12 protein-coding genes and 1 tRNA gene are annotated in these 17,427 nt (G+C 63.4%); all 13 read right to left on the reverse strand.

All coding sequences use genetic code 11. The features are described 5' to 3' along the window. Nucleotides 1-47 precede the first annotated feature (47 nt). Entirely contained in the window at nucleotides 48-2,189 is a 2,142-nt protein-coding gene (gene fusA / locus ACMZ91_RS19525; protein WP_049422946.1) for an elongation factor G, read from the reverse strand. Nucleotides 2,190-2,330: 141 nt separating this feature from the next. Continuing rightward, the gene (gene rpsG, locus ACMZ91_RS19530; protein ID WP_004145321.1) at nucleotides 2,331-2,804 is read right to left on the reverse strand and encodes a 30S ribosomal protein S7; all 474 of its coding nucleotides are present in this window, start codon (nucleotides 2,802-2,804) and stop codon (nucleotides 2,331-2,333) included. Between the two features lie 12 nt (nucleotides 2,805-2,816). Next, nucleotides 2,817-3,191, reverse strand: coding sequence for a 30S ribosomal protein S12 (gene rpsL / locus ACMZ91_RS19535; RefSeq protein WP_004145320.1), 375 nt, complete (start codon nucleotides 3,189-3,191; stop codon nucleotides 2,817-2,819). Between the two features lie 283 nt (nucleotides 3,192-3,474). Continuing rightward, entirely contained in the window at nucleotides 3,475-7,698 is a 4,224-nt protein-coding gene (rpoC, locus tag ACMZ91_RS19540) for a DNA-directed RNA polymerase subunit beta' (protein ID WP_049462863.1), read from the reverse strand. Between the two features lie 89 nt (nucleotides 7,699-7,787). Further along, nucleotides 7,788-11,942, reverse strand: coding sequence for a DNA-directed RNA polymerase subunit beta (rpoB, locus tag ACMZ91_RS19545; protein WP_049462864.1), 4,155 nt, complete (start codon nucleotides 11,940-11,942; stop codon nucleotides 7,788-7,790). A gap of 328 nt (nucleotides 11,943-12,270) precedes the next feature. After that, nucleotides 12,271-12,639: a 50S ribosomal protein L7/L12 gene (rplL, locus tag ACMZ91_RS19550; RefSeq protein ID WP_010480374.1), complete on the reverse strand. Its 369-nt coding sequence runs from the start codon at nucleotides 12,637-12,639 to the stop codon at nucleotides 12,271-12,273. Nucleotides 12,640-12,702: 63 nt separating this feature from the next. Next, nucleotides 12,703-13,239, reverse strand: a complete 537-nt coding sequence (rplJ, locus tag ACMZ91_RS19555; RefSeq protein WP_010480377.1) for a 50S ribosomal protein L10 — start codon at nucleotides 13,237-13,239, stop codon at nucleotides 12,703-12,705. 386 nt (nucleotides 13,240-13,625) lie between these two features. Next, a complete protein-coding gene (gene rplA / locus ACMZ91_RS19560) occupies nucleotides 13,626-14,324 on the reverse strand; it encodes a 50S ribosomal protein L1 (protein WP_004154350.1) in 699 nt (232 codons plus the stop codon). 4 nt (nucleotides 14,325-14,328) lie between these two features. After that, a complete protein-coding gene (rplK, locus tag ACMZ91_RS19565) occupies nucleotides 14,329-14,757 on the reverse strand; it encodes a 50S ribosomal protein L11 (protein ID WP_004145248.1) in 429 nt (142 codons plus the stop codon). A gap of 259 nt (nucleotides 14,758-15,016) precedes the next feature. Further along, nucleotides 15,017-15,577, reverse strand: a complete 561-nt coding sequence (nusG, locus tag ACMZ91_RS19570) for a transcription termination/antitermination protein NusG (RefSeq protein ID WP_004154362.1) — start codon at nucleotides 15,575-15,577, stop codon at nucleotides 15,017-15,019. Nucleotides 15,578-15,587: 10 nt separating this feature from the next. Continuing rightward, the gene (gene secE, locus ACMZ91_RS19575; RefSeq protein WP_049462865.1) at nucleotides 15,588-16,001 is read right to left on the reverse strand and encodes a preprotein translocase subunit SecE; all 414 of its coding nucleotides are present in this window, start codon (nucleotides 15,999-16,001) and stop codon (nucleotides 15,588-15,590) included. Nucleotides 16,002-16,050: 49 nt separating this feature from the next. Continuing rightward, nucleotides 16,051-16,126, reverse strand: a tRNA-Trp gene (locus tag ACMZ91_RS19580). Nucleotides 16,127-16,229: 103 nt separating this feature from the next. After that, the gene (tuf, locus tag ACMZ91_RS19585) at nucleotides 16,230-17,420 is read right to left on the reverse strand and encodes an elongation factor Tu (protein WP_049416993.1); all 1,191 of its coding nucleotides are present in this window, start codon (nucleotides 17,418-17,420) and stop codon (nucleotides 16,230-16,232) included. Nucleotides 17,421-17,427 lie beyond the last annotated feature (7 nt).

Consider the following 17,427-nt stretch of genomic DNA (forward strand, 5'->3'; position numbering starts at 1 on the left):
TATACCTTGATTGTTCGTAAGTGGTTTCAAGAGAGGCTGAGCGAGGCTCAGCCCTTCTTCATGACGGCTTCGGCGATGTTGGTCGGAGCCGGCTCGTAGTGATCGAATTCCATGGTGAAGGTGGCGCGGCCCTGGGTCTGCGAACGCAGTGCAGTGGCGTAGCCGAACATTTCACCCAGCGGGATCATCGCGTTGATGATGCTGGCCGAACCGTCACCGGTGGTGTCGGAACCCTGCAGCACGCCGCGACGACGGCTGACGTCGCCCATCACGTCACCCTGGTAATCCTCCGGGGTCACGATCTCGACCTTCATGATCGGCTCCAGCAGCACCGGCTTGGCCTTGGCGAAGCCCTGCTTGAAGGCCATCGACGAAGCCAGCTTGAACGCCATTTCCGAGGAGTCGACGTCGTGATACGAACCGAACACCAGCTTCACCTTGACGTCCACGACCGGGAAGCCAGCCAGCGGGCCGCTGGTGATGGTTTCGCGCAGGCCCTTCTCGACCGACGGGATGAATTCCTTCGGGATCACGCCGCCGGTGATGTCGTTGATGAACAGGAAGTCGTCCTTGATCATCGGAGCGATCTTCGGATCGGCACGGTCGGCAGCAGTGATCGGCGACAGTTCGATCACGACGTGACCGTACTGACCCTTACCACCGGACTGCTTGGCGTGCTTGTAGTCCGACTTGACGTCAGCCAGGGTGATGGTTTCGCGGTAGGCCACCTGCGGCGCGCCAACGTTGGCTTCAACGTTGAACTCGCGCTTCAGGCGGTCAACGATGATGTCCAGGTGCAGCTCGCCCATGCCCGAGATGATGGTCTGGCCGGATTCTTCGTCGGTCTTGACGCGGAACGACGGATCTTCCTGTGCCAGACGGCCCAGGGCCAGGCCCATCTTTTCCTGGTCCGACTTGGTCTTCGGCTCGACGGCCATCGAGATCACCGGCTCCGGGAACGTCATGCGCTCCAGGATGATCGGGGCGTCCACGGCGCACAGGGTGTCACCGGTGGTGGTGTCCTTCAGGCCCACGGCAGCGGCGATGTCACCGGCCAGAACTTCCTTGATTTCCTCGCGGTTGTTCGAGTGCATCTGCAGGATGCGGCCGATGCGCTCCTTCTTGCCCTTCACCGAGTTCAGCACGGTGTCGCCACCGTTCAGGGTGCCCGAGTAGACACGGAAGAAGGTCAGCGCGCCGACGAACGGGTCGGTGATGATCTTGAAGGCCAGCGACGAGAACGGAGCCTTGTCGTCCGACTTGCGGGTCATTTCGACGGTGTCGTCGTCAACGTCCACGCCCTTCACGTCCGGCACGTCGACCGGCGACGGCAGCAGCTGGATCACGCCATCCAGCATGGCCTGCACGCCCTTGTTCTTGAAGGCCGAGCCGCAGTACATCGGCACGATCTCGGTGGCCAGGGTGCGGGTACGCAGGGCATTGATGATTTCAGCCTCGGCCAGCTCTTCGCCGCCCAGGTACTTTTCCATCAGCTCTTCGCTGGCTTCGGCAGCGGTCTCGACCATGAACTGGCGAGCCTCTTCAGCCGGGCCCTGCAGTTCGGCCGGGATGTCGCCGTATTCGAACTTCATGCCCTGCGAAGCTTCATCCCAGTGGATGGCCTTCATCTTCAGCAGGTCGACGACGCCCTTGAAGTTGTCTTCAGCGCCGATCGGCAGCTGCATCGGCACGGCAACCGCGCCCAGCTTGGCCTTCAGCTGGCCGACGACCTTCTGGAAGTTGGCACCGGTACGGTCCATCTTGTTGACGAACGCGATGCGCGGCACGTGGTACTTGTTGGCCTGGCGCCACACGGTTTCCGACTGCGGCTGCACGCCACCGACGGCGCACAGGACGAAGACGGCACCGTCGAGCACGCGCAGCGAGCGCTCCACTTCGATGGTGAAGTCGACGTGCCCGGGGGTGTCGATGATGTTGAAGCGGTGCTCCGGCAGGGACTTGTCCATGCCCTTCCAGAACGCGGTGGTGGCAGCGGACTGGATCGTGATGCCACGCTCCTGCTCCTGCTCCATCCAGTCCATGGTGGCGGCGCCGTCATGCACTTCACCGATCTTGTGGCTCTTGCCGGTGTAGAACAGGATGCGCTCGGACGTGGTGGTCTTGCCGGCATCGATGTGAGCCATGATGCCGAAGTTACGGTAACGCTCGATGGGAGTGGAACGGGCCACGGGAGCCTCTCAGATTTCTTGGATTTCGGATGGCCGAACGCCGCCTTTCGGCGGCCTTCGGATTGGCGCAGCCCTTCTGGGACCGCGAGGCAGCACGCACCGAAGTGGTGCTGCCCTGCCTGTTTTACAAGGCCGTCAAACTCACCAGCGGTAGTGGGCGAATGCCTTGTTGGCTTCGGCCATGCGGTGGGTTTCTTCGCGCTTCTTGATGGCGCCGCCACGGTTTTCCGAGGCGTCGATCAGTTCAGCAGCCAGCTTCTTCGGCATGGTGTTCTCGCCACGCTTGCGCGCGGAGTCGATCAGCCAGCGCATGGCCAGGGCCATCTTGCGCGACGAACGCACTTCGACCGGCACCTGGTAGGTGGCACCACCGACGCGGCGCGACTTGACTTCGACCGCCGGAGCGACGTTGTCCAGAGCCTTCTGCACCAGTTCAATGGCGTTGGCGCTGCTGTTCTTCTCGGTGATCACGTCCATGGCGCCGTACACGATCTTTTCGGCGACGGACTTCTTGCCGCTCTGCATGACCATGTTGATGAAGCGGGCGATGGTTTCGCTTCCGTGCTTCGGATCGGGCAGGACGGAACGCTGCGGAGTATTACCCTTACGCGACATAGTGCTCTCTCCTTATGCCTTCGGACGCTTGGCGCCGTACTTGGAACGGGCCTGGCGACGCTTGGCAACGCCGGCGGCGTCGAGCGAGCCACGAACGGTGTGGTAACGCACACCCGGCAGGTCCTTGACGCGACCGCCGCGGATCAGGACCACGGAGTGCTCCTGCAGGTTGTGGCCTTCACCACCGATGTAGGAAATCACTTCTTCCTGGTTGGTCAGGCGGACCTTGGCAACCTTGCGCAGAGCCGAGTTCGGCTTCTTCGGAGTGGTGGTGTAGACACGGGTGCAGACGCCACGGCGCTGCGGGCACTTGTCGAGCGCCGGCGAGGCACTCTTGTAGGTGGTCGCTTGCCGCGGCTTGCGGACCAGCTGGTTGATCGTCGCCATCAGTAGGTTCTTCTGATTGGTGGCCGGAAAATCCGACCAGAGATGCGGAAATGTTAAAGCAGGCCGAAATTCTGGCCTGCTGAGACAGACGATTGTAGCAACCTGCCAGGAAAGCAGTCAAACGCCTCCTGTCAAGCCCGTCCCTGATCCCGGGACGTTACTGGGGGGCCTCCATGTACCCCGTTCAGATTGACAGGGTCGATCGCGGACGATCTCCCTGCCCTTTCCCACTCCCATCGATGGACCGACGGGGTGGTCCGGCCTTGCAGCCGGACCGGATACCTCATTCTTCGCCCGACGCCTGTTCAGCTTCGGCTTCAACCACCGGTGCCTCGACCGCGGCCGGGGTGCCGGCAAGGGTCTGCATTTCCGACTCGGTGAGGCCGGAAGCGCCGCGACGGCGGTTGCTGTGGTACGCCAGGCCGGTACCGGCCGGAATCAGGCGACCCACGATGACGTTTTCCTTCAGGCCACGCAGGTTGTCCGAGGTGCCGCGGACGGCCGCTTCGGTCAGCACGCGGGTGGTTTCCTGGAACGAAGCGGCCGAGATGAACGATTCGGTCGCCAGCGACGCCTTGGTGATACCCAGCAGGACCGGATCGAAGTGCGCCGGCAGCTCATTGCGGGCTGCAAGGCGGGCATTCTCCTCGATAACGCGCTGGCGCTCCACCTGTTCGCCGTTCAGGAACTTGCTGCTGCCCTGGTCGGTGATCTCGACCTTGCGCAGCATCTGGCGGGTGATCACCTCGATGTGCTTGTCGTTGATCTTCACGCCCTGCAGGCGGTACACGTCCTGGATTTCCTTCACCAGGTAGGCGGCCAGCGGTTCGACACCCAGCAGGCGCAGGATGTCCTGCGGGCTCGGCTCGCCGTCCACGATGGTTTCACCCTTGGTGACATGCTCGCCTTCGAACACGATGACCTGGCGGTACTTCGGGATCAGCTCTTCGTGCTCCGAACCATCGGTGTCCTTGATGATCAGGCGCTGCTTGCCCTTGGTGTCCTTGCCGAAGCTGATGATGCCCGAACGCTCGGCCAGCACCGCCGGATCCTTCGGCTTGCGCGCTTCGAACAGATCGGCCACGCGCGGCAGACCACCGGTGATGTCGCGGGTCTTCGACGCTTCCTGCGGGATCTTGGCGACCACGTCACCCACACCGACGGCAGCGCCGTCCTGCAGGTTGACGATCGAGCGCGGCGGCAGCAGGTACTGCGCCGGCAGGTCGGTGCCCGGAATCGACAGGTCGTTGCCCTTGGCGTCGACGATGCGCACGATCGGGCGCAGGTCCTTGGCCTGGGTACCACGACGCTTCGGATCGGTGATTTCGCGCGACGCCAGGCCGGTCAGCTCGTCGGTCTTCTCGATGACGGTGATGCCGTCGACGAAGTCGATGAAGCGGATGAAACCGGCCACTTCCGACACGATCGGGTGGTTATGCGGATCCCAGTTGGCCACGGTCTGGCCAGCCTTGATCGCATCACCGTCCTTGGACGTGATGGTCGCACCGTACGGCAGCTTGTAACGTTCACGCTCACGGCCGTGGGCATCGAGCACCGAGATTTCGCCCGAGCGCGACACTGCCACCAGCGAGCCGTTGGCATGCTCGACCGACTTGAGGTTGCTGAACTTGACCGAGCCGGTGGTCTTGACGGTGATGTTGTCGACCGCAGCAGCTCGCGACGCCGCACCACCGATGTGGAACGTACGCATGGTCAGCTGGGTACCCGGCTCACCGATGGACTGGGCGGCGATGACGCCGACCGCTTCACCGATGTTGACCAGGTGGCCACGGGCCAGGTCGCGGCCGTAGCAGCGCGAGCAGACGCCGAAGGCCGATTCGCAGGAGATGGTCGAGCGGACCTTGATGGTCTGCACGCCGGCGTCTTCCAGCTTGGCAACCCAGGCTTCGTCCAGCAGGGTGTTGCGGGTGACGATCGGATCTTCGTCGTTGCCCGGCAGGAACACGTCCTCGGCAACCACGCGACCCAGCACACGGTCCTTCAGCGGTTCGACCACGTCGCCGCCTTCCACGATCGGGGTCATGATCAGGCCTTCGGTGGTACCGCAATCCACCTCGGTGATCACCACGTCCTGTGCCACGTCGACCAGACGACGGGTCAGGTAACCCGAGTTCGCGGTCTTCAGCGCGGTATCGGCCAGACCCTTACGGGCACCGTGGGTGGAGTTGAAGTACTCCTGCACGTTCAGGCCTTCGCGGAAGTTCGCCTTGATGGGCGTCTCGATGATCGAGCCGTCCGGGCGGGCCATCAGGCCACGCATGCCGGCCAGCTGACGGATCTGCGCCTGCGAACCACGCGCACCGGAGTCGGCCATGATGTACAGCGAGTTCATCGACTTCTGGTCGATGGTCTCACCCTTGGCATTGACCACCTTCTCGGTACCGATGGTGTCCATCATCGCCTTGGCGATGCGCTCGTTGGTGCGCGACCAGATGTCGACCACCTTGTTGTAGCGCTCGCCGGCGGTGACCAGGCCCGACTGGTACTGCTCCTGGATTTCCAGCACTTCGGCTTCGGCCTCGGTGAGGATGCCCTTCTTCTCGTCCGGGATCAGCATGTCGTCGATGCCGATCGAGACGCCGGCGCGGGTCGCGTACGCGAAGCCGGTGTACATCAGCTTGTCGGCGAACACGACCGTGTCCTTCAGGCCCAGCTGGCGGTAGCTGGAGTTGATCAGGCGGCTGATGTTCTTCTTGGTCAGCTCGGTGTTGGCCAGCGCGAACGGCAGGCCTTCCGGCAGGATTTCAGCCAGCAGGGCGCGACCGATCGTGGTGTCCACGATCGAGGTCTTGTTCTGCTTGTTGCCGTCTTCGTCGGTCACCACTTCGGTGATGCGGACCTTGACGCGCGCGTGCAGTTCCACCACGCGGTTGTCGTAGGCACGCTTCACTTCGGCGATGTTGGCGAAGGCCATGCCCTCGCCCTTCTTGTTTTCCAGCGAGCGGGTCATGTAGTACAGACCCAGCACGACGTCCTGCGACGGCACGATGATCGGCTCGCCGTTGGCCGGCGACAGGATGTTGTTGGTCGACATCATCAGCGCACGCGCTTCCAGCTGGGCTTCCAGCGAGAGCGGCACGTGGACGGCCATCTGGTCACCGTCGAAGTCGGCGTTGAACGCGGTGCAGACCAGCGGGTGCAGCTGGATGGCCTTGCCTTCGATCAGCACCGGCTCGAACGCCTGGATGCCCAGACGGTGCAGGGTCGGCGCACGGTTCAGCATCACCGGATGCTCGCGGATGACCTCTTCCAGGATGTCCCAGACTTCGGCTTCTTCGCGCTCGACCAGCTTCTTGGCGGCCTTGATGGTGGTGGCCAGGCCACGACGCTGCAGCTTGGCGAAGACGAACGGCTTGAACAGCTCAAGCGCCATCTTCTTCGGCAGGCCGCACTGGTGCAGGCGCAGGTACGGACCGACCACGATGACCGAACGGCCCGAGTAGTCGACGCGCTTGCCCAGCAGGTTCTGGCGGAAGCGGCCCTGCTTGCCCTTGATCATGTCGGCCAGCGACTTCAGCGGGCGCTTGTTGGTGCCGGTGATGGCACGGCCACGACGGCCGTTGTCCAGCAGCGCATCGACCGATTCCTGCAGCATGCGCTTTTCATTGCGCACGATGATATCCGGCGCGCTCAGTTCGAGCAGGCGGCGCAGGCGGTTGTTACGGTTGATGACGCGGCGGTACAGGTCGTTCAGGTCGGAGGTCGCGAAGCGGCCGCCATCCAGCGGGACCAGCGGACGCAGGTCCGGCGGCAGCACCGGCAGCACGGTCATGACCATCCACTCCGGACGGTTGCCCGATTCCAGGAAGGCTTCGATCAGCTTGATGCGCTTGGTGAGGCGCTTGAGCTTGGTTTCCGAACCGGTAGCGGCGATTTCCTCGCGCAGGCGGGTCATTTCCGACTGCAGGTCGATCGTGCGCAGCAGTTCGTACACGGCCTCGGCGCCCATCGCGGCGTCGAAGTCGTCACCGTGCTCCTGGCGGGCCTGCAGGTACTGTTCTTCGGTCAGCAGCTGGCGGCGCTCCAGGGCGGTCAGGCCCGGCTCGGTCACCACGTAGGCTTCGAAGTACAGCACGCGCTCGATGTCGCGCAGGGTCATGTCCAGCATCAGGCCGATGCGCGACGGCAGCGACTTCAGGAACCAGATGTGCGCGACCGGCGAAGCCAGGTCGATGTGGCCCATGCGCTCGCGACGCACCTTGGCCAGGGTCACTTCGGTGCCGCACTTTTCGCAGACCACGCCGCGGTGCTTCATGCGCTTGTACTTGCCGCACAGGCACTCGTAGTCCTTCACCGGGCCGAAGATGGCGGCGCAGAACAGGCCGTCGCGTTCCGGCTTGAAGGTACGGTAGTTGATGGTTTCCGGCTTCTTCACTTCGCCGAAGGACCACGAACGGATCAGGTCCGGCGAAGCCAGCGCGATCTTGATCGCGTCGAAGTCCAGCGTCTGGCGCTGCTGGTTGAAGAGGTTGAGCAGGTCTTTCATGGTGTTCTCCAGAAGGAGGAATGCTGTGTCGATGGGCTTTCAGTTCACTGCCAGCGGCGCGGCGGCGTTGACCGCCGCGCCGGCATGGATCAGTTGTCTTCCAGTTCCATGTTGATGGCCAGCGAGCGGATTTCCTTCACGAGCACGTTGAAGGATTCCGGCATGCCCGCGACCATCTCGTGCTCACCGTCGACGATGTTCTTGTACATCTGGTTGCGGCCCTGCACGTCATCGGACTTCACCGTCAGCATTTCCTGCAGGGTGTAGGCCGCGCCGTAGGCTTCCAGCGCCCAGACTTCCATTTCACCGAAGCGCTGGCCGCCGAACTGCGCCTTGCCGCCCAGCGGCTGCTGGGTGACGAGCGAGTACGGGCCGGTCGAACGGGCGTGCATCTTGTCGTCGACCAGGTGGTTCAGCTTCAGGTAGTGCATGTAACCCACGGTGGTGTGGCGATCGAACGCTTCACCGGTGCGGCCGTCGTACAGCTGGGTCTGGCCACTGCTCGGCAGGTCGGCCAGTTCCAGCATGCGCTTGATTTCCGCTTCGGTGGCGCCGTCGAACACCGGGGTGGCCATCGGCACGCCGTCGGTGAGGTTACGGGCCAGACGCAGCAGTTCCTCGTCGCTGAACTGCGACAGGTCGACACGGTTGGCCACGTTGGTGTCGTCGTGGTTGTAGATGTCGTCCAGGAACTTGCGCAGGTCGGCGACCGCCGCCTGGGCTTCCATCATCGCCTGGATCTTGCGGCCCAGGCCCTTGGCAGCCCAGCCCAGATGCACTTCCAGGATCTGGCCGATGTTCATACGCGACGGCACGCCCAGCGGGTTCAGCACGATGTCCACGGTTTCGCCCGAGGCCATGTACGGCATGTCCTCGACCGGCACCACGTTGGAGACCACACCCTTGTTACCGTGGCGGCCTGCCATCTTGTCGCCCGGCTGGATGCGGCGCTTCACGGCCAGGAACACCTTGACCATCTTCAGCACGCCCGGGGCGAGGTCGTCGCCGGCGGTGATCTTGCCGCGCTTGTCGGCGAAGCGACGCTCGAATTCCTTCTCGTGCGCCTGGATCTGCTTCTGGGCGCGCTCGATGGCTTCCGAAGCGTCCTCGTCCTTCATGCGCAGGGCGAACCAGTCAGCCTTCTTCAGGCCGTCCAGGAAGGCGTCGCTGATCACGTCGCCCTTCTTCAGGCCAGCGCCACCGTTGACCACCTTGCCCACGATCTGCGAACGCAGACGCATGTAGATGGCGGCTTCCAGGATGCGGAACTGGTCGTCGAAGTCCTTCTTGACGCGCTTGATTTCAGACTCTTCGATCTGGCGGGCGCGCTTGTCCTTCTCGATGCCGTCGCGGGTGAAGACCTGCACGTCGATGACGGTACCGTCCATGCCCGGCGGAACGCGCAGCGAGCTGTCCTTCACGTCCGAAGCCTTCTCGCCGAAGATCGCGCGCAGCAGCTTTTCTTCCGGGGTCAGCTGGCTTTCGCCCTTCGGCGTGACCTTGCCGACCAGGATGTCGCCGGCACGGACTTCCGCACCGATGTACACCACGCCGCTCTCGTCCAGGCGGTTCAGCGCCTGCTCGGAGACGTTCGGGATGTCGGCGGAGATTTCCTCCGGCCCCAGCTTGGTGTCACGCGCGACGCAGGTCAGCTCTTCGATGTGGATCGTGGTGTAACGATCCTCTTCCACCACACGCTCGGAGAGCAGGATGGAGTCTTCGAAGTTGTAGCCGTTCCACGGCATGAACGCGATCAGCATGTTCTGGCCCAGGGCCAGTTCGCCGATGTCGGTGGACGGACCGTCGGCCAGCACGTCGCCGCGGGCGATGACGTCACCCACCTGGACCAGCGGACGCTGGTTGATGCAGGTGTTCTGGTTCGAACGGGTGTACTTGACCAGGTTGTAGATGTCCACGCCTGCGTCGGTGGCGCCAACGATCTCTTCCTCGTTGACCTTGACCACGATACGGGCGGCATCGATCTGCACGATCTCGCCACCACGACGGGCATTCACGGTCACACCGGAGTCACGCGCCACGGCGCGCTCGATGCCGGTACCGACCAGCGGCTTCTGCGCACGCAGGGTCGGCACGGCCTGACGCTGCATGTTGGCGCCCATCAGTGCGCGGTTGGCGTCATCGTGCTCCAGGAACGGAACCAGCGCGGCCGCGATCGACACGGTCTGCATCGGCGAGACGTCCATGAAGTGGACTTCCGCCGGCGGCTTCAGCAGCGACTCACCCTGGAAGCGGCACGGAACGAACTGCTCGGTCAGCACGCTGTCGGCATTGGTCAGCGCGTTGGCCTGCGCAATGACGTACTCGTTTTCTTCGATGGCCGACAGGAACTCGACTTCGTCATAGACCTTGCCGTCCACGACCTTGCGGTACGGAGTCTCGAGGAAACCGTACTGGTTGGTGCGGGCGTACACGGCCAGCGAGTTGATCAGGCCGATGTTCGGGCCTTCCGGGGTTTCGATGGTGCAGACGCGGCCGTAATGGGTCGGGTGCACGTCGCGCACTTCGAAGCCGGCGCGCTCACGGGTCAGGCCGCCCGGGCCCAGGGCCGAGACGCGACGCTTGTGGGTCACTTCCGACAGCGGGTTGTTCTGGTCCATGAACTGCGACAGCTGCGAGGAGCCGAAGAACTCCTTGATGGCAGCGGCGACCGGCTTGGCGTTGATCAGCTCCTGCGGGGTCAGGCCTTCCGACTCGGCCATCGACAGGCGCTCTTTGACCGCGCGCTCGACGCGGACCAGGCCCACGCGGAACACGTTCTCGGCCATTTCGCCGACCGAACGCACGCGACGGTTGCCCAGGTGATCGATGTCATCGACCACGCCACGACCGTTGCGGATCTCGGTCAGGACCTTGATCACGTCCAGGATGTCGGAGCTGTCGCCATGGGCGGCAACCAGGCGCTTGGACTCTTCGTCGTTGCGCTCACCGTAGTACTTGCGGTCGTACAGCACGGCTTCGCCGGTGGTTTCCTTGCGGCCCACGCGACGGTTGAACTTCATGCGGCCGACCGCGGACAGGTCGTAGCGCTCGAAGGTGAAGAACAGGTTGTGGAACAGGTTCTGCGCGGCGTCCTTGGTCGGCGGCTCGCCCGGACGCATCATGCGGTAGATCTCGACCAGGGCTTCCAGCTGGGTCTTGGTCGGGTCGATGCGCAGGGTGTTGGACAGGTACGGGCCACGATCCAGATCGTTCACCCACAGGGTGCCCACGGCATCCACACCGGCCTTGCGGAAGGCCTGCAGCTGCTCGTCGGTGATCTCGTCATTGGCCTGGGCCAGCAGTTCGCCGGTCGAAGCATCGACCACGTCGTGCGACAGGATGCGGCCGACGATGTAGTCGTCCGGCACGGCCAGAGCGGCGATGCCCGAGGCTTCCAGCTGCTTGATGTGGCGCGCGGTGATGCGCTTGCCGGCTTCCACGATGACCTTGTCGCCGTCGGCGAGGTCGAAGCCCAGGGTTTCGCCGCGCAGGCGCTCCGGCACCAGCTCCAGCTGGACGCCTTCATCCGGGTTGATGTGGAAGGTGTTGATCTCGAAGAACTCGGCCAGCATCTCTTCGTTGCTGTAGCCGAGCGCGCGCAGCAGGATCGACACCGGCAGCTTGCGGCGGCGGTCGATACGGGTGAACAGCGCGTCCTTCGGGTCGAACTCGAAGTCCAGCCAGGAGCCGCGGTAAGGAATGATGCGGGCGCTGTACAGCAGCTTGCCCGAGCTGTGGGTCTTGCCACGGTCGTGGTCGAAGAACACGCCCGGCGAACGGTGCAGCTGCGAGACGATGACGCGCTCGGTGCCGTTGACGATGAAGGTGCCGTTCTCGGTCATCAGCGGGATTTCGCCCAGATAGACCTCCTGCTCCTTCACGTACTTGATGGCCTTGGTCGACGACTCACGGTCGTAGATCACCAGGCGCACGGTCACGCGCAGCGGCGCGCCGTAGCTCATGCCACGCTGGCGGCACTCACGCTCGTCGAAGACCGGTTCGCCCAGCTTGTAGCCGACGTATTCCAGGGCAGCATTGCCGCTGTAGCTGGCGATCGGGAAGACCGACTTCAGCGCAGCGTGCAGGCCGTGGTCCGTGCGCTTGGCCGGATCGACGTTTTCCTGCAGGAATTCACGATAGGAATCCACCTGGATGGCGAGCAGGAACGGCACTTCGAGAATCGAGCGCTGCTTGCCGAAATCCTTGCGGATACGCTTTTTTTCGGTGAACGAATAGGACGTCATGAGGTCTTCCACCTTGTTGTGCGGATCGTGCGCCCACGATCCGAAGGGAACTTGAAATTGTCAGTTGGAAGTCGCTGGTATTGCCGGCACCAGCACGCCTTCTCCCGCTACTTCCAACTGCCAACTCGTCTGCATCCACTCCCCCGCTGCCGCGCTCTGCGCTGGCCTGCCGGGGTCTGACCGCAGCCCGTGTTGGGCTTTTTCTGCTTTTGAAACAGTCGACCAACAGTCGACCCTACCGGTACTGCAACAACGACCAAAGGCCGGGGGCTTACGCCCCCAGCCTTGGCTGCATCGCCGTGAATCGGTGACGATGCAAGGTAACTGTTTACTTGACTTCGACAGTCGCGCCAGCAGCTTCCAGGTCCTTCTTCATCTTCTCGGCGTCGTCCTTCGAAGCGCCTTCCTTCAGGACGCCACCGGCTTCGGCCAGGTCCTTCGCTTCCTTCAGGCCCAGGCCGGTGATGGCGCGGACGGCCTTGATGACTTCGACCTTCTTGTCGCCGGCCGACTTCAGGGTGACGGTGAACTCGGTCTGCTCTTCAACAGCAGCGGCCGGGCCAGCGGCAGCAGCCACGGCAACAGGAGCAGCGGCGGAGACGCCGAACTTCTCTTCGATGGCCTTGACCAGCTCCATCACTTCCATCAGGGACTTCTCGGCGATGGCGTCGACGATCTGTTCGTTGGTAAGGGACATGATTAATACCTTTGGATGATTTTCTGGGTTGAGGTTCCGTCAGGAACCACGGTAAGTCGAAACTCAGGCGGTCTCGGCGGCCGGCTCGGCAGCGTCGGCGGCGACGTCGCCACCACCCTGCTTCTCGCCAACGGCCTTGATGGCGCGGGCAAACATCGTGACCGGCTCGGTCAGGACGCGGGCCAGCATGGCCAGGGCCTGGTCGCGGGTCGGCAGCGAGGCCAGCACTTCGACGTGGCTTGCCGGGAACACTTCGCCACCGATGGCGACGACCTTAGCCTTCAGCTTGTCGTTGCCCTTGGCGGCTTCCTTGATCAGGCGACCGGCAGCGCCGGGCTCCTCGAGCGAGAACGCGTACAGCAGCGGACCAACCATCTGGTCCTGGGCGACTGCGAACTCGGTGCCTTCAACGGCGCGCGAAGCCAGGGTGTTCTTGACAACCTTCAAGAAAACACCGGTTTCACGAGCCTGCTTGCGCATCGCGGTCATCTGGGCGACCGTGGTGCCAGCGTATTCGGCTGCGATCAAGGAGTGGGCCTTGGCGGCGACGTCTGCCAGCTCGGCGACTACTTCTTGCTTCTGGGACAGATTGAGAGCCATTGCACTCCTCCTATTGAACTCCGCTTACGGCTCCTGCCGTGTGCGGTCCTGTGCGGCATCCGTCCTGGACGCCGGGAACATCGGGATGATGTTCCGGGGGTGGGCCGTTCTAGACCTGGAGTGGGCCAACCTGGGAAACCCAGACGTGCGTGAACCAGAAAAACTCCAGAAGGGCACCATCTACGCAGGGTGATTCCGGGGAATCGATTAAGCGCTCATGACTGCTCCGGCGGCGACTCCTTGCCAGATCGAGCTTCCGTGCCCGTCGCCGGTATTGCCACGACCGCGCCTGCGGTCTTTGACGGCTACCGCGGGCGATGTAAGGCCAGCGATGCCTTCAAATGTCACGGTCACGGCACCGAAGGTACCGTGACCGCTTGAAACAATTACTTCAGGGTCAGCGACGACTGGTCGACGGTGACGCCCGGGCCCATCGTCGAGCTGACCGAAACCTTCTGCAGGTAGGTGCCCTTCGAGGTGGCCGGCTTGGCCTTGATCAGGTCCAGCAGCAGCGCGGTCAGGTTCGACTTCAGCGCGTCTTCGGCGAAGTCGGCCTTGCCGATGGTGCAGTGGATGATGCCGGCCTTGTCGGTGCGGTAACGGACCTGACCCGACTTGGCGTTCTTCACGGCTTCACCCGGGTTCGGGGAAACGGTGCCGACCTTCGGGTTCGGCATCAGGCCGCGCGGGCCCAGCACGGTGCCCAGCTTACCGACGACGCGCATGGCGTCCGGGGTCGCGATGACGACGTCGTAGTTCAGATCGCCGGCCTGCATCTTCTCGGCCAGATCATCCATACCGACGGCTTCGGCGCCAGCGGCCAGGGCTTCGTCAGCCTTGGCACCGGCCGGAGCGAACACGGCGACGCGGACCGACTTGCCGGTACCGGCCGGCAGCACGGTGGAGCCACGGACCTGCTGGTCGGACTTCTTCGCATCGACGCCCAGGCGCACAGCGACGTCGATCGACTCGACGAACTTGGCCTTGGTGGCGCTCTTCAGGATGTTGATCGCGTCCTCGAAGGCGTATGCCTTGCCCGGAACGACGGCGGCCTTGATGGCCTTCTCACGCTTGGTCTGTGCCATCTTATTAACCCTCCACCACGAGGCCCATGGAACGGGCAGAGCCAGCGATGGTACGCACGGCGGCGTCCAGGTCGGCGGCAGTCAGATCCGGTTCCTTCGCCTTGGCGATCTCTTCCAGCTGCTTACGGGTGACCTTGCCGACCTTCTCGGTGTTCGGGCGCTTGGAGCCCGACGAGATGCCAGCGGCCTTCTTCAGCAGGGTGGTGGCCGGGGTGCTCTTGGTGATGAAGGTGAACGTACGGTCCGAGTAGGCCGTGATGATCACCGGAACCGGCAGGCCCGGCTCGAGCTTCTGCGTGGCAGCGTTGAACGCCTTGCAGAATTCCATGATGTTCAGACCGCGCTGACCCAGCGCAGGACCGACCGGCGGCGAGGGGTTGGCCTGACCGGCCTTCACCTGCAGCTTGATGTAACCGACAACTTTCTTTGCCATGTGAGTACTCTCCGGGTGCTAGCGCCTTTCGACAACAGGCTCCCCATCGGACCGGGAATCACGCGTCCCGGCATCGCGTTTTGAAATCATGCTGAAGGCCACCTTGCGGCGGCCTCGTCCTGCTGGCTTCCCAGCGGGGAGCCGCGCACTATATCAGGTTTTTTCTTCACATGCCTGAAGCGGCACGTAAACGAGAGAAACCGGGCAGCGCCCGGTTTCTGGTCCCGTAGCGGTCGAGCTTGCTCGACCCACGGCCGGATCAGACGGCCTTTTCGACCTGGCCGAACTCGAGTTCGACCGGAGTGGCACGACCGAAGATCAGCACCGAGACGCGCAGACGGCTCTTCTCGTAGTTGACTTCTTCGACGACGCCATTGAAATCGTTGAACGGGCCGTCGGTAACGCGGACCATCTGGCCCGGCTCGAACAGCACCTTCGGACGCGGCTTCTCGACACCTTCCTGAACGCGATTCAGGATGGCTTCGGCCTCGGAATCGGCGATCGGCAGCGGACGGTCGGCGGTGCCGCCGATGAAGCCCATCACGCGCGGGGTTTCCTTGACCAGGTGCCAGCTTTCGTTGTCGATGCGCGGAATACCGGCTTCTTCGTGGGTCTCGATCTGGACCAGCACGTAACCCGGGAAGAACTTGCGCTCGGAGCGGCGCTTCTGGCCAGCGCGCATCTCGACCACTTCTTCGGTCGGGACCAGGACATCGCCGAAGCGCTCTTCCATGCCGTCACGGACGATGCGATCGCGCAGAGCCTGCGCCACCGACTTCTCGAAGCCCGAATAGGCGTGAACGACGTACCAACGCTTCATGCAATTCTCCTTAGCGGCTCAGGAACAACTGAACCAGCCACTGAATGACGTAATCGAACCCACCCAGCAACAGACTGAGAATGGTCACCACCACCATCACGACCCAGGTCATGCGGATGGCTTCCTGGCGCGTCGGCCAGACCACCTTGCGCAGTTCGAAGCGCGACTCGGAGAGGAATTCGCGGGTGTCGCGCCCCTTGCCGGTCAGCATGAACACGCCGATACCGCCAACCAGACCGACCACGACCGCCAACGCACGCAGCTGACCCGCCCACGCACCCAGCTGGGTGGCGCGACCGGAGTCGGCGGAGAACCAGAACCAGACGAACAGACCGGCCAGCACCAGCAGCGATGCGGCGACGTACTTGACGATATCCCCGCCGTTGGCGGAGCTGTCCTTGGAGTGTTCGATCTTGCTATTCATCCGACTGTGTCTGCTTTAGCGGCCCAGGCCGCTGGATAAGGTGGGCAGATGGCACGCCAGGAGGGACTCGAACCCCCAACCTGCGGTTTTGGAGACCGCTGCTCTGCCAATTGAGCTACTGGCGTACGTATTGAAACTTGCCTTCCCTTAGACGGCGAAGGCGGACCGAGGTTCCCGGCCCGCCATTCGCGTAACCGGCGGCGCTATGCAACCACCGGTACTGCAGGCTTACTCGATGATCTTCGAGACCACGCCGGCGCCGACGGTACGGCCGCCTTCGCGGATGGCGAAGCGCAGACCTTCGTCCATTGCCACCGGATTGATCAGGGTGACTTCCATCTTGACGTTGTCACCCGGCATCACCATTTCGACGCCTTCCGGCAGCTTGGCGGCGCCGGTGATGTCGGTGGTGCGGAAGTAGAACTGCGGACGGTAGCCGTTGAAGAACGGGGTGTGGCGGCCGCCCTCGTCCTTCGACAGGACGTACACTTCGCCTTCGAACTTGGTGTGCGGCTTGATCGTGCCCGGCTTGGCCAGTACCTGGCCACGCTCGACGTCGTCACGCTTGGTGCCGCGCAGCAGCAGGCCAGCGTTGTCGCCTGCCTGACCCTGGTCCAGCAGCTTGCGGAACATTTCAACGCCGGTCACGGTGGTCTTCTGCACCGGACGGATGCCGACGATTTCGATTTCGTCGCCAACCTTGATCACGCCGCGCTCGATACGACCGGTCACCACGGTGCCGCGGCCCGAGATCGAGAACACGTCTTCCACCGGCATCAGGAACGGCTTGTCGATCGCACGCTCCGGCTCCGGAATCCAGCTGTCCAGCGCGTCGACCAGCTTCAGGATGGCCGGCACGCCGATGTCGCTCTGGTCGCCTTCCAGCGCCAGACGGGCCGAACCGGCGATGATCGGGGTGTCGTCGCCCGGGAACTCGTACTTGCTCAGCAGCTCGCGCACTTCCATCTCGACCAGCTCGAGCAGCTCGGCGTCGTCCACCATGTCGGCCTTGTTCAGGAACACGACGATGTACGGCACGCCGACCTGGCGCGACAGCAGGATGTGCTCACGGGTCTGCGGCATCGGGCCGTCAGCGGCCGAGCACACCAGGATCGCGCCGTCCATCTGGGCGGCACCGGTGATCATGTTCTTGACGTAGTCAGCGTGGCCCGGGCAGTCAACGTGGGCGTAGTGACGGATCGGGGATTCGTATTCGACGTGCGCGGTCGAGATCGTGATGCCACGCGCCTTTTCTTCCGGCGCGGCGTCGATCGAGGAGTAGTCCTTGAACTCGCCACCGAAGCGCTCGGCACCGATCTTGGTCAGTGCGGCGGTCAGCGTGGTCTTGCCGTGGTCGACGTGACCGATGGTGCCGACGTTGACGTGCGGCTTGGTGCGCTCGAACTTACCCTTGGCCATGGCTGCT

It is taken from the genome of Stenotrophomonas sp. FR024 (assembly GCF_047500745.2).
Classification (GTDB): domain Bacteria; phylum Pseudomonadota; class Gammaproteobacteria; order Xanthomonadales; family Xanthomonadaceae; genus Stenotrophomonas; species Stenotrophomonas maltophilia_A.

Excerpts from the sequence above, each read along its gene's own strand:
- rplL (WP_010480374.1), bottom strand. The coding sequence starts at position 12,639 with ATGTCCCTTACCAACGAACAGATCGTCGACGCCATCGCCGAGAAGTCC.
- tuf (WP_049416993.1), bottom strand. The coding sequence starts at position 17,420 with ATGGCCAAGGGTAAGTTCGAGCGCACCAAGCCGCACGTCAACGTCGGC.
- rplK (WP_004145248.1), bottom strand. The coding sequence starts at position 14,757 with ATGGCAAAGAAAGTTGTCGGTTACATCAAGCTGCAGGTGAAGGCCGGT.
- nusG (WP_004154362.1), bottom strand. The coding sequence starts at position 15,577 with ATGAAGCGTTGGTACGTCGTTCACGCCTATTCGGGCTTCGAGAAGTCG.
- rpoC (WP_049462863.1), bottom strand. The coding sequence starts at position 7,698 with ATGAAAGACCTGCTCAACCTCTTCAACCAGCAGCGCCAGACGCTGGAC.
- rplA (WP_004154350.1), bottom strand. The coding sequence starts at position 14,324 with ATGGCACAGACCAAGCGTGAGAAGGCCATCAAGGCCGCCGTCGTTCCG.
- rpoB (WP_049462864.1), bottom strand. The coding sequence starts at position 11,942 with ATGACGTCCTATTCGTTCACCGAAAAAAAGCGTATCCGCAAGGATTTC.
- secE (WP_049462865.1), bottom strand. The coding sequence starts at position 16,001 with ATGAATAGCAAGATCGAACACTCCAAGGACAGCTCCGCCAACGGCGGG.
- rpsL (WP_004145320.1), bottom strand. The coding sequence starts at position 3,191 with ATGGCGACGATCAACCAGCTGGTCCGCAAGCCGCGGCAAGCGACCACC.
- rplJ (WP_010480377.1), bottom strand. The coding sequence starts at position 13,239 with ATGGCTCTCAATCTGTCCCAGAAGCAAGAAGTAGTCGCCGAGCTGGCA.
- rpsG (WP_004145321.1), bottom strand. The coding sequence starts at position 2,804 with ATGTCGCGTAAGGGTAATACTCCGCAGCGTTCCGTCCTGCCCGATCCG.